General features: G+C 31.1%; 10 protein-coding genes. 7 read left to right on the top strand and 3 right to left on the bottom strand.

Translation table 11 applies throughout. The features are described from left to right. Position 1 precedes the first annotated feature (1 nt). From BDW25_RS05530 to BDW25_RS05520, 3 genes are all read left to right on the top strand, one after another. Positions 2 to 724 carry a hypothetical protein gene (locus BDW25_RS05530; RefSeq protein WP_002448557.1) on the top strand — a complete coding sequence of 241 codons (723 nt, stop codon included), beginning with the start codon at positions 2 to 4 and terminating at the stop codon, positions 722 to 724. A 140-nt stretch (positions 725 to 864) separates the two neighbouring features. Beyond that, a complete protein-coding gene (locus tag BDW25_RS05525) occupies positions 865 to 2061 on the top strand; it encodes a putative multidrug effflux MFS transporter TcaB (RefSeq protein ID WP_133945073.1) in 1197 nt (398 codons plus the stop codon). 419 nt (positions 2062 to 2480) lie between these two features. Then, complete coding sequence (locus BDW25_RS05520; protein WP_002448367.1) at positions 2481 to 3092, top strand: C39 family peptidase; 612 nt, start codon at positions 2481 to 2483, stop codon at positions 3090 to 3092. Positions 3093 to 3144: 52 nt separating this feature from the next. Here the strand turns inward: BDW25_RS05520 and BDW25_RS05515 are convergent, their stop codons facing one another. After that, entirely contained in the window at positions 3145 to 3957 is an 813-nt protein-coding gene (locus BDW25_RS05515; protein ID WP_071859916.1) for a metallophosphoesterase, read from the bottom strand. Positions 3958 to 4264: 307 nt separating this feature from the next. Between BDW25_RS05515 and BDW25_RS05510 the strand changes: the two genes are divergently transcribed. Both BDW25_RS05510 and BDW25_RS05505 read left to right on the top strand, forming a co-directional pair. Then, a complete protein-coding gene (locus BDW25_RS05510) occupies positions 4265 to 5665 on the top strand; it encodes an amino acid permease (protein ID WP_133945071.1) in 1401 nt (466 codons plus the stop codon). Between the two features lie 132 nt (positions 5666 to 5797). Beyond that, positions 5798 to 7894 carry a cation:proton antiporter gene (locus BDW25_RS05505; RefSeq protein WP_133945069.1) on the top strand — a complete coding sequence of 699 codons (2097 nt, stop codon included), beginning with the start codon at positions 5798 to 5800 and terminating at the stop codon, positions 7892 to 7894. Between the two features lie 53 nt (positions 7895 to 7947). Here BDW25_RS05505 and BDW25_RS05500 read toward each other — a convergent pair whose 3' ends face one another. Beyond that, positions 7948 to 9774 carry an APC family permease gene (locus tag BDW25_RS05500; protein WP_133945067.1) on the bottom strand — a complete coding sequence of 609 codons (1827 nt, stop codon included), beginning with the start codon at positions 9772 to 9774 and terminating at the stop codon, positions 7948 to 7950. Positions 9775 to 10043: 269 nt separating this feature from the next. Between BDW25_RS05500 and BDW25_RS05495 the strand changes: the two genes are divergently transcribed. After that, positions 10044 to 11537: a serine hydrolase domain-containing protein gene (locus tag BDW25_RS05495; RefSeq protein WP_133945065.1), complete on the top strand. Its 1494-nt coding sequence runs from the start codon at positions 10044 to 10046 to the stop codon at positions 11535 to 11537. A gap of 97 nt (positions 11538 to 11634) precedes the next feature. After that, entirely contained in the window at positions 11635 to 12477 is an 843-nt protein-coding gene (gene yidC, locus BDW25_RS05490; protein WP_133945062.1) for a membrane protein insertase YidC, read from the top strand. Positions 12478 to 12532: 55 nt separating this feature from the next. On the opposite strand, the gene BDW25_RS05485 is transcribed toward yidC, so the two are convergent. Further along, positions 12533 to 13006 carry a DUF1440 domain-containing protein gene (locus BDW25_RS05485; RefSeq protein WP_019834811.1) on the bottom strand — a complete coding sequence of 158 codons (474 nt, stop codon included), beginning with the start codon at positions 13004 to 13006 and terminating at the stop codon, positions 12533 to 12535. Between the last annotated feature and the right edge of the window lie 36 nt (positions 13007 to 13042).

Here is a 13042-nt window from a genome sequence, read left to right as displayed (position 1 = left end):
TATGAAACGTACTGAAAAATACAAAGATTCATATCAATACGATGATCAATATCAACAACGTAATCAAAAAAGTCGGGAGTATCAACAACGTCAACAAGGACGTCAAAGTGAAGAAAATTACAGAAGAAATGAACCTCGTCAAGAGTATCATCATCAAAATCAGGGCGATTATGATGAAAAGGGTAATCGTTACTATAACGATCGTGACTTTAGACGTGAACAATTACTGGAAGAAGAGAATGAAAAAAATAAAAAATCAAAACGTTGGTTAATCGCTATTATTGCAATTCTTCTTTTAATTATTGGCATTTTTGCGACTAAATCTTATATTGATCATAAAAATGAATCGGACAATAAACAACATACTTATAATGCAACAAATGATGTATCTAAAAATTATCAACAAGAAGTTCAAAATCAAAGCGATAATATCAAGAAACAAGTTGAAGATGCAAAAAATGATATTAAAGATAAAATAGACACTGAATCACGTCTTAGACAAATTCAATCTCAAATTGATAAATTAAAAAATAATGAGATTACTAAAGAAGACTCTAAATTAACTCAATTTTATCAAGACCAAGTTAATAAATTAAAAGAAGCAAATAATGCACAACAAAACAACGCAAATGAAAACAAAGTGAATGCGCTATTAGATGATGTCAATAATAAAGTAGATGATATCAAGAAAAAACTAAACAGTATTCTTGGTAATAATAATTAATATTCTTATGTATTGTGATAAATTTCAGCTCTAAAAAAATTGATTAAATCAATCTTTTTAGAGCTTTTTATATTTGAAATTACATATTTTCTCAAAAACCTATATAATGTACATTGCAAATCTTTTCAAGGAGTACAATTATGCATAACTCAACACATACTAAATTGCCGATGCTATTACTTATCGTTCTAGGAACAATGACAGCATTTGGTCCAATGATTATAGATATGTATTTACCTGCTTTACCAGCAATTCAGCAACAATTTAATACATCAACGTCAAGCATACAACTTACCCTATCCTTTGCAATGATTGGTCTAGCACTTGGACAGTTTGTATTCGGACCTTTATCAGATGTATTGGGTCGAAAAAGAATTGCACTAATAATTCTTAGTGTATTCGTTTTAGCTTCATGTAGTGCGATATTTATTACAACATTTCCAATATTTTTATTGATACGTTTGGTACAAGGATTAACTGCCGGAGGTATTATTGTTATCGCTAAAGCTTTCGCAGGAGATTATTACCAAGGAAATACTCTAGCTAAATTTCTTGCTTCTCTTATGGTTGTAAATGGTATAGTGACTATTTTAATGCCGTTACTTGGAGGTTTATCGCTTTCTCTTGGCTCATGGAGAATTATCTTTGTTATTTTAACAGCTATTAGTATGATTATGTTAGGTGGCGTTACTTTCAATATGCCGACCACACATCACTTTGAGCACGTTACTTCCAATTTTAAACATATATTTTCTGACTTTGGACGTTTACTTAAACGACCAAAATTTATTATTCCAATGTTTTTGCAAGGATTAACTTATGTTATGTTATTTAGTTTTTCATCTGCTTCTCCGTTTATCACTCAGAAAATATACCATATGACACCTCAACAATTTAGTGTAATGATTGCAATCAATGGCATTGGTTTAATTGTTGTGAGTCAAATCGTTGCTTTGCTTGTTGAACGTATACATCGCTTTAAAATCTTAATTTATTTGACTTTCATTCAACTTATTGGTGTACTTCTCATTGTATTTACTTTGATATTACAAGGTCCATTGTGGCTTTTATTAGTCGCTTTCTTTTTAAATGTTTGTCCTGTCACTTCAATCGGCCCCTTAGGATTTTCAATGGCTATGGAAGAACGTACTGGTGGAAGTGGAAATGCTTCTAGTTTACTAGGTTTGTTTCAATTTATCCTTGGTGGTTTAGTGTCTCCTTTAGTTGGTCTTAAAGGACAATACAATGTAATGCCTTATATCACAGTAATTGTTATCACAACAATTCTCATAGTTTTACTTCAATTTTTATATTTTAAAAAATATCAACGTATCTAATGTATTCTTATATTAATAAATGTAATCTAGCATCCATTTTTAATATAATCATCGACTGCCAATATGTTAAGACAATTGTTGATATGCTCCCTTCAAAGTAGATATTAAAACTTTGAAGGGCGTTTTTTATGTCTAGTAAATATAAAATGAAAGCCAATATATTACGATACGTTTTCCAAGAATATGAAAAAGGGATTTCTTTTCAATATATAATCGAATTATTACAGTTAGATATTAATACGCTTTGACCACAAACTAAAAATGAATATATACTTAAAACGATATCCATATTTTAGTAATAATGTTTCTTAGTAAATAATATTCAAACAAAGAATTCAAATGATTATACGCTACTCTAATCAAGGTATATAATAAATTTACTTTAAAACAATGTTTTACTGTCATAAAGGAGAACGTTAATGAATAAAAAATTATTATCTGTTACGCCTAAAAGTCAACTTTTTCCAATCCCTATGATTATGGGTTGTGAAGGCGTTTCTGCAGCTATGTTATTACAATATAATCATCATAATATTAAAGCTACTGATATTATGAAACATTGGCCCACTCATCCAAATAATCCCTATAAAGGCTATGTTGGTCATCATTTACTTGTTAAGTTTGGTCATCACCAAACGATTTTCCCTTCTGCTTATGTTCCATATTTACAAACATTTGATTCACGTATCGTAGATGGCACTGGTACGAATTTAGAGGAATTGGAAACTGTGATTGATCAAGGACAACCGGTTCTTATGTATCATACAAGTTTAGGTCAAAAACCTTCACGTAAAACGTTTAAATTTGATAACCATACGCGTCAACTTGTGTCTAACATTCACGTTACATTACTTATTGGATATGACGACACACATTACTATTATATTGATCCTTTATGGAGTCACTTTTTAAGAAAAGTAATTGTGCCTGCATTAGTACCTAATCGCTTCCAGATTATAAAAATTAAAAAAGAATTCATGGAGCGTAGCTTTAACGCCCCTGGTAAAAAATGTATCTATGTAAAACCATAAATTAAAAGAGCAAGAAGCGACTTCCTTCTAAACGTCGTTTCTTGCTCTTTTTTTATTCTATTACAAAGTCCATTAATGCATGATTCATTTCTGAATATATATCTGCTGTTCGCCATTCTCTTTTATAACCTAAACAAGGACATAAAAAGGTTATATTATTTTCAACTAAAGATTTACGAAAATGAACATGTCCCATAATACTGTATTTAATCGGAAACTGCTGATATAATTGATCGAAATCTGATGTACCTATAAATGCATTGAAAAAATCAAAAATACGATGAGGGGTAGGTACTACAAATTTAGAATGTGTTACAATATGGGTCATTAAAATAATTTGTTTATCTTTAAGTTGCTCCAATGCTTGTTTAACATGCTTAGCCGCCTTTTTGGATAAAATCGTATCATCTTCATCCCAATCGATTTTCACTTTATCTTGCCAAGTGGCCCCATAATATTTCCCTTTTTTTAATCGAGTTTCTTCAAACTTTTTATCAGCGTAACTGTAATCATACCAAGCAGTATGGCCTACAATAGCCCAATTATCATTAATTACATATGGATGATCCAACAAACACTCTGGCTTTGTTCTATAAAAATCATAAATATCTTGAGATGTCGTTTCATCCTCTACTTTCCAATAATCATGATTTCCTGGAACAAATAATACGGGAATATGTAAAGCAGTTTTTAAATCTTTAATAAATTGATAGCTATCTCTAAAATAGTTCGAAATATCTCCTGCAATTAATAGTAAGTCAATCTCTCTATGTTGTACTACTTTAATCAATGTTTCTAGATATACATTTGATTTTAATTTAGGATGTCTATCTATATGTAGATCAGAAATCGCTCCGATTCTCATTCCTCTACTCCTCTAATACATTTTTAAATTTTATCTATTATGCCATAGATTATTATAAATATAAATTATTCTGTTTTTCATAGTTGTATACACATATTTGTTTTTTTGAAAATTAAGAGTATAATAAAATTAACTTTTAACAAAGTTACATATTTAAAAAAATTTAAAAAAGGTAAACTTTTAAAAATCTGAATATTCTAATTAATTACAAATTGATCTTCACTCTTTTCTACTTTGTTAAAAAAGTTTTCAAAATTCAAAGAAAGTGCTTACTCGAGTATCATATTGCTTTCTTAGGGGGAAGTCTATGGCAAGACAGTTAGAAAGAGAATTAAGTAATAGACACATTCAATTAATTGCAATTGGTGGCGCTATTGGCACAGGATTATTTTTAGGTTCTGGACAAACGATTTCGTTAACAGGACCATCACTACTCATCACCTATCTAATTATTGGTATAGTGTTATTTGCTTTTATGAGAGCACTTGGAGAATTGTTACTTAGTAATACACGTTTCAATTCATTTGTAGATATTGCCAACGAATATTTAGGGCCGTTCGGTGGTTTTGTCATTGGTTGGACATATTGGTTATCTTGGATTGTTTCAAGTATGTCTGATTTAACAGCAATGGGACAATATTTTAGTTTTTGGTTTCCAAACGTTCCTCACTGGCTAACCGTATTATTTATCGTACTCTTACTTATTTCATTCAATATGCTTGGTGCAAAATTATTTGGAGAGTTAGAATTTTGGTTCTCTATTATAAAAATTATTACTATTATTGCTATGATTATCGTTGGCTTAGTTATGATTTTCTTTTCATTTAAAACATCGTATGGACATGCGTCTTTTAGTAATCTTGTAAATCATGGCGGTATTTTTCCAAATGGACCAGCTGGATTTTTAATGTCATTCCAAATTGCTGTCTACTCATTTATTGGTATTGAACTAATAGGTGTTACAGCCGGAGAAACTAAAGATCCCCGCACAGTTATTCCAAAAGCAATTAATAATGTACCTGTTAGAATTTTATTATTCTATGTGGGAGGCTTACTTGTGATCATGTCAGTGATTCCTTGGAATAAGATCAACCCTGATGCAAGTCCATTTGTGATGTTATTTAGTATGATTGGCTTACCTTTTGCAGCAGGACTTGTTAACTTTGTCGTATTAACAGCAGCCGCTTCTGCAACGAATAGTGGTATTTATTCTAATAGTCGTATTTTATTTGGTTTATCTAAACAAGGATTAGGACCTAAAATGTTAAGTAAGACAAATCATCATAGTGTGCCTTACTTATCAATGCTTGTATCTTCTGGAACATTACTTTTAGCTGCATTATTAAACTTTATCTTCCCAGATGCAATTCAATTATTTATTTATGTCACTACACTCTCAACTGTATTATTTATAGTCGTTTGGGCAATGATCATTATTTCTTACATTATATATGTACGGAAAAATCCTAAAGAACATAAACACAATAAATTTAAACTTCTAGGCGGTAAAGCAATAGCCTATGTTATTCTTGCATTTTTCTTATTTGTATTTGTGTTATTATTCTTTAGTGCTGATACGAGAGTAGCCATATGTATTTCACCAGTTTGGTTTATATTCTTATTCTTGTTTTATAAAAAGTATAAGAAAAACGCTGAATATTTAGCTGAAAAAACACGTCAGCAACCTCGAGAATCAATCAATCATTAGACATTTTATTTAAGCGGAACTGAATTCAGTTTCGCTTTTCTATGTCTTAATAATGAAATATACTAAAATATCTCATTATCTTTTTAATCATGATAAAATATTAATTATTTAAAAAAAGGAGTCACAATACATATGGAATTGTTAGAAGCTTTTTTATTATTTATACTTGCTGTTATCATTAGTTCTATTATTTATCATCGCTTCCCCAACATTCCAACAGCTTTCATTCAAATTGCCTTAGGTGTCGCTTTATTCATCTTACCCATTCCACTACATTTTAAATTTGAACCAGAAGTCTTTATGATGGCTGTCATTGCCCCACTCTTATTTGTGGAAGGGACACATGTTTCTCGAGAAAAACTTCTAGAATATCGAAAACCTGTCGTTCTTATGGCCATGGGATTAGTATTTACAACTGTGATTGGAGTCGGCTTTTTCATCCATTGGATTTGGCCTAATTTACCGATGCCAGCTGCTTTTGCTATTGCAGCTATTTTATGTCCGACAGATGCAGTTGCTGTATCAGCCATTACTAAAGGTAAAGTATTACCCAAAGGGTCTATGGCAATTTTAGAAGGAGAGTCTCTATTAAATGATGCTGCAGGTATTATTTCTTTTAAAATTGCAGTCACTGCCCTGGTGACAGGTAGTTTTTCAGCTATGAATGCAATTGGTCAGTTTCTACTCTCAACATTTCTTGGTATTTTAGTAGGTGCAATAATTGGCGCTTTAGTCGTCAGTTTACGTGTTTACCTCACTTCTAATAAAGGTTTAAAAGATAGTAATACATTGACTTTCATCCAATTACTTACTCCTTTTGTCATTTATTTTATTGCTGAAGAAGTTCATGCTTCTGGGATTATTGCAGTTGTGGTAGCTGGGTTGATTCATGGTTTAGAACGAGATCGTCTCATTCGCGCTCAAACTGAATTACAAATGAACTACAATCAAATTTGGAATACATTAAGTTATGCATTAAATGGCTTTGTCTTCGTCGTTTTAGGATATATTGTGCCAGAAGTTATTTTAGAAATTGTACGTAATGAACCACAAAATTTAGTTTTTCTAATTGTGGTAGCATTCCTTATAGCATTTGCCATCTATATCTTTAGATTTATTTGGGTCTATGTTTTGTTCAAAGATTTTTACTATCCGAAAAATGTTGAAGCATATCTCGATGACGAAGAAGAAACACAACCACCAAAACGGAGTCGTTATGCATTTATTATGACTTTGTGTGGCATTCATGGAACGATTTCATTGTCAATGGCATTAACATTACCATTCATTATTAACGGCAATCAGAACTTTGATCATAGAAACGATTTACTATTTATTGCTTCAATGATGGTACTCATCAGTTTAATTTTTGCACAAATGATTCTTCCGTTCATTACGCCATCCAAACAACAATCACACTTCAAAGGTATGAGTTATCAATCCGCTAAAATTTTCATGATTCAACATGTTATTCACACATTAAAAGAAAAAGCAGCTACGCACAAAGATATCGATTATCGACCTATTCTGAATCAATATTTTAATGAATTATCATTTTTAATCGACATGGAAAGCGATGATAAAAATACGAAAGAATTACATCGATTAAGAGACATTGCAGAAGAAGTTGAAACTGAGACGCTTCAACAGTTAATTAAACAGGAGCGTATTACTAAAAAAGATTTAAGTGATTATCGCAAAGTAATGGAATTTACACAATCATTTAGAGAAATGTCTTTTATTGAGAAATTAAATCGTTTTAGTAAGTTAATCATACTTAGATTTAAAGCGCGAAAAGATTCACATCATAGTGTGAATCAATCCTCATTTGAACAACAGCGCTATACTGACAGAAAAGAATTAAGAAATAACTTTAAAAAAGTACAACACATTATACGTATTGTTAACCGTCAGGTGACTTTGAGACTTCAAGAAGAACAAAATAGCACAAATGTTCTCGAAGTCAGTTTAATTATCAACCAATATTACGCACTATCACGTACGTTAAGACAACATCATAATCGAAAACATCAACGTGAAGAAAATAAATTTATGCATGAATTAAACACTCAACAACAATATGATGCTAAATTAGATGCATTGTATACTCAGCGTCAAATTTTAGACGAATTGATTTCTAAAAATAAAGTTACCAATGAAATTGCCACGCAATTACGTGAAAATATTAACTATAATGAAATTGTACTTGCCAATGAATTAAATCATTAATATATAGAAAGAACTCAAGAGACCTGTATCTCTCGAGTTCTTTTTATTTTCTTCTACTTTTGTAATTTATAAGGAACCGTCGCTAAAATAACATTTTTTTGATAGAATAAATGCATTTTTAATCGCAAACTCGTTTGATTGTGTAAAAAGTTATGCCATGGTTTTTTAGGAATAAATTCAGTGACAACCACTGTGATGACATAGTTTTGAGCATTCGCTTTTTTATTAATTTTATCGATAAATCGAGAAATCGGACGAATGACACTGCGATATTCTGAGTGTAACGTCACTAGTCTAATATCTGGATATTGTTTGTTCCATTTTTCAATAAATAAATTATCAGTTTGGTCTCCGAAAGATACATGTACAGCAATCACATCATCTGCAATCATATGTGCATAATAAATAGATTTATTTAATGCTGTAGTGATCGTATTAACGGGTACAATCGCTAGATTTTTATCAACTACTGGCATATCTTGAACAATTTTAGTTGTGCTAAGTTGCTCAGCAATATCCTTGTAGTGTCTATTAATACGCGTAAATATATATACAACAATCGGTAAAAAGATTAAGATTGGCCATACTTGGCTAAATTTCGTAATTAAGAAAATCATAAATACGATAAAAGTAATAGTCCCCCCTATAGAATTTGCAATAAGTTTAGTAGACCATCCTTTTTCACGACCACGAATCCATTTTAAAACCATTCCATATTGAGCTAGTGTAAAAGGAATAAATACACCTACTGCATATAAAGGAATAAGATTTTCAGTTTTACCATGGAAAAAGATAATAAGCAACATTGCACAAATGCCTAATGTAATAATTGAATTTGAATAACCTAAACGGTCTCCTCTTACGTTAAACATACGTGGCATATATTTATCTTTTGACATACTTGCAGCTAACATTGGAAAGGCTGTGAATCCAGTATTAGCAGCAAGGACAAGAATCATAACAGTCGTTACTTGTACAAAATAATATCCTACATTATGCCCTAAAATATTCATTGCAAGTTGAGATAATACAGTTGTTTCAGTCTGTGGCATAATACCATACCAATATGCTAATCCCACAATACCTACAAGTAAGAAAGCTAATATCATTCCCATAGTAATTAACGTTTTAACTGCATTTTTAGAACCAGGATCTTTAAAGTTTGTTACTGCATTCGAAATAGCTTCTACACCTGTTAGAGATGATGCACCTGAAGAAAATGCTTTAAGTAATAAAAATAATGTGACACCTGGCACTGCGGTTCCTACTGTCGCATGCATATGAGGTTCAGCTTGTCCTGTTGCCACTTTCCATGTTCCAATAACAATCATGACTATTAATCCAAGTATAAATAAATAAACTGGATAAGAGAGCACAGTTGCTGACTCTGTTAAACCACGTAAATTCATTATTAGAATAAATAGTACTAATAAACATGCAATGAATACTTTATGGTGATATAATCCTGGAAACGCTGCGACAAAAGCATCCGCACCTGATGAAATACTTACTGCGACGGTTAAAATATAGTCTACTAATAAAGAGCCACCTGCAAGCAATCCCCATTTTTCTCCTAAATTTGTTTTAGAAACCATATACGCTCCTCCGCCTTTAGGATAAGCATATATAATTTGACGATATGATAGAATCAATGCCGCAAGTAGCACTAAAACAGCGGCCGCAATGGGCAATGTATACCAAGATGCAATAGCTCCAACCACAGATAAAGTAATTAAAATCTGTTCTGGACCATATGCTACTGAAGATAATGCGTCAGAAGATAAAATTGCTAAAGCCTTAAAGTTACTTATTTTTTCATTTTTTAAGTCTCTATTTTTTTTGGGCTTACCAATAATAAGTCTTTTAAATTGAGTGAACATAATCCATCCTTACCTCTTTTTATATTCATTTTTAATGGATAAAATATACTCCCATTTAGTGAAAAAGTATACATTTCCACGGAAATAATATAGTATAAATTACATTTTAAGTAACTTTTTACAATTATATTTTTGAAATATTTTTTTTACCAGTTTTAAAGAGGTGTCAACAGTATTTAATATTTGTATAGAGCCGTTTAAGTTTAAACTTGCTATACTATTTTTAGAGGTTTAATTTTAAGAAGTATTAAGTAAGGAAGTAAGGGAAAATGAGAAAGAAATTGATCATGATTGGGATGATTTTATTAGTAGGAATCATTATTCTTTCCATAGCTATTAAATTAAAATCTAGTTATTCAATGTTTAGTCCATCGTCACAAAGTGATATCGATAACATGATTGTTAATAAAATGAAAGACGATCATATTCCAGGAATGTCCGTTCTTATTGTAAAAAATAATAAGACGATTCTTAATAAAGGCTATGGTTTTTCAAATATTAAAAAGAAATCCAAAGTCACACCACATACGCGTTTTGAAATCGCTTCAAATACCAAAGCATTTACTGGTTATGCAATGATGCAACTTGTTGAGGCACATAAAATCAATCTCAATGATAAAGTCAGTCAGTATATTCCAGGTTTCTATATGAAATACAATCATAAAAAAGTAGATATCACAGTAGATCAATTGATTGCTCAAACAAGTGGTATTTCAGGAGACATCACAAATGATGACAACATCACAAAAGACACAAACAGTCTAGAAGGCCTTGTTCATAGTATCAAAGGACGTAACTTAGATGCTAAACCAGGCAAGCAATTTGAGTATTCCAACATGAATTATGATATTTTAGGTTTGATTGTTCAAAAGGCTTCTCATCAATCATATGCGAATTATTTAAGCACACATCTTTTCACTCCATTACATATGACGCAATCAACAGTAAAAGAAAGTAATATGAAAAAGAACAATGACGCTCAAGGGTATGTAATAAAAAAAGGAAAAGCTTATGCTGATAGTCCTGAATTTAATTTAGGAGATAATCCAGCTGCTTATATGATGACTAACACGAAAGATTTAGCCTCTTGGTTGAAGTTTCAACTTAATCCGCCAAAAAAAGTAGCATCATTAGTTCAACTAACGCATCAGCCTAAAGTTAAAGCAATAGATAATTCTCAAGACGTTCACTATGCAACAGGTTGGTTTATTGATGATAATCATTCAGAAACAATTGTATATCATCCTGGTACACTTGAAAACTATTCTTCATATATTATTTTAAATCCCAAAAAAGACTATGGCATTGTAGTTCTTGCTAATAGCTATTCAAAAAATGTAGCCGAACTTGCACAGCATCTCAATACACAAATGAGTAATGGTCAACATATTAAAACGTTACAATATCTTATTAATCAGTGGAATATCGTATTTATCATCATCACTATTATTTTACTGATAGCTGTAGCAAGTGTTTTTCTAATAATCTATCGCTTAATTTTTAAATTTAAGTCTATTTATTTTAAAACGATGTCTGGTGGATTACTCATCAAAATAAGTATGATAATGTTAACTTTCATACTTATTTTAGCGATACTTCACTTACTTCCAATACTCTTATTATCAAATTCTGATTGGCGTTTTATGATGTCATGGTTACCATTACAAGCGAAAATAACATTATTTAGCTTCGTCTTATTACTGACAAGTCTATGGAGTTATTTTATCCTTAAAATCACAACGCTATCCAAACGACCAATATAGTCTATTAAAACATGTATTTCTTCTTTTCTTCATTATTATGTTAAGCTTATATCACTAAGACTAAGATTATTAAAGACCAGTGTATAGGAGTTTAAATATGAAAAAGAAATGGTTCTTATTACCGATGTCCTTAATAATGCTTGCAGGTTGTGACTATTCTCATAAAGAACAACAACACGGCCTGTTTTATACTGTATTTGTAAAACCAATGGATGCTTTACTCCATGTCTTAGGACATGCATTCAATGAAAACTATGGTTTAGCTATTATCGTCATTGTATTTATATTGCGTTTAATACTGATGCCACTCATGTGTATTCAAGTAAAAAATATTCATGTTATTCGTGGCAAAACAGATGTCGTAAAACCAGAAATTAATAAAATCCAAGAAAAAATTAAAGAAGCTCAATCGCCTGAAGAACGACGTGCAGCAAATAAATTATTAATGAAAAAATATAATGAGTATGGAATCAATCCTTTTAAAAATTTAATTGGCACATTTCCAATTTTAATTCAAATTCCAATTCTTCTCGGATTATATACGTCAATTAAATATCCAACAAGTGGTGGTATTACTCAGCATCCTCATTTTTTATGGTTTAATTTAATGCATACTGATATCATCATGACCATCATTGCAGCTGTGATGTATTTTATACAACCTCTTGTCAACTCAATCCATTATCCTAAAAATGAACGTCGATCTTATTATGTCATGATGGTCTTATCCCCTTTATTTATTACTTATGCATCATTACATTCAGCATCAGCGTTAAGTTTATATTGGGCTATAAGTGCAACGTTTTTAATTATTCAAATGCATTTTGCTCATAGTCATTATGCAAAAGTCGGTAAAATTGAGGGAGAAAAATTAAGACAACGCATAGAAATAAAGCGTCAAACTACTTCAGAAACATCCTCAGACACTTCTAACCATTGATAAGATTAATTATATAAAAAGGAAGAGCGAAACGCTCACGCTCTTCCTTTTTTATTTATCGATGACTATTTCGTATTAAATCAATCGTATTCATCCAAACAATATGACCTAATAATTCTGAAATGCGTTCTTCTTTAGGTAAATCTTTAACTTGTGGTGTTAGATTTAATTTAGGTAGTATATATTCATGAAAAGCAATATGAATCAAAATACCGAAGAATGTGCCTCTTAATGTCGTCACTTTTGGACACTTTTCAGCAAGTAATCCATATACGATAGCATTTGCAATTGAAAAGCCATAATGAATGCCCATGACAGTTATAGGTATATCGTTCTCGTTATAACGGTACGTAGCATGTTTAACATTGTTAGGTAAATTCAATTTATGCAGTAATGTCATTGGTGGTGGTTCTTCTTCACGTTGTGGTGTTCTAGGAGGGATGAGTGCTTCCCATCCCATTTTAACTGCACCGCTTAATAATCCGCCAATAACGCCCGTCATGATAACTCTTTTCGTTGATTGTTTCATTAATTTCACAACTCCTTATCTCACTATATATTATAT

This window comes from Staphylococcus sp. AtDRG32 (genome assembly GCF_004365845.1).
Taxonomy (GTDB): domain Bacteria; phylum Bacillota; class Bacilli; order Staphylococcales; family Staphylococcaceae; genus Staphylococcus; species Staphylococcus hominis.
Note: the sequence above shows the minus strand (reverse complement) of the source record. Positions and strands in the feature narration are given on the sequence as shown.

What these genes read in the sequence shown, in the direction of transcription:
- BDW25_RS05530 (WP_002448557.1), top strand. Translation starts at nt 2, where the DNA reads ATGAAACGTACTGAAAAATACAAAGATTCATATCAATACGATGATCAA.
- BDW25_RS05525 (WP_133945073.1), top strand. Translation starts at nt 865, where the DNA reads ATGCATAACTCAACACATACTAAATTGCCGATGCTATTACTTATCGTT.
- BDW25_RS05520 (WP_002448367.1), top strand. Translation starts at nt 2,481, where the DNA reads ATGAATAAAAAATTATTATCTGTTACGCCTAAAAGTCAACTTTTTCCA.
- BDW25_RS05515 (WP_071859916.1), bottom strand. Translation starts at nt 3,957, where the DNA reads ATGAGAATCGGAGCGATTTCTGATCTACATATAGATAGACATCCTAAA.
- BDW25_RS05510 (WP_133945071.1), top strand. Translation starts at nt 4,265, where the DNA reads ATGGCAAGACAGTTAGAAAGAGAATTAAGTAATAGACACATTCAATTA.
- BDW25_RS05505 (WP_133945069.1), top strand. Translation starts at nt 5,798, where the DNA reads ATGGAATTGTTAGAAGCTTTTTTATTATTTATACTTGCTGTTATCATT.
- BDW25_RS05500 (WP_133945067.1), bottom strand. Translation starts at nt 9,774, where the DNA reads ATGTTCACTCAATTTAAAAGACTTATTATTGGTAAGCCCAAAAAAAAT.
- BDW25_RS05495 (WP_133945065.1), top strand. Translation starts at nt 10,044, where the DNA reads ATGAGAAAGAAATTGATCATGATTGGGATGATTTTATTAGTAGGAATC.
- yidC (WP_133945062.1), top strand. Translation starts at nt 11,635, where the DNA reads ATGAAAAAGAAATGGTTCTTATTACCGATGTCCTTAATAATGCTTGCA.
- BDW25_RS05485 (WP_019834811.1), bottom strand. Translation starts at nt 13,006, where the DNA reads ATGAAACAATCAACGAAAAGAGTTATCATGACGGGCGTTATTGGCGGA.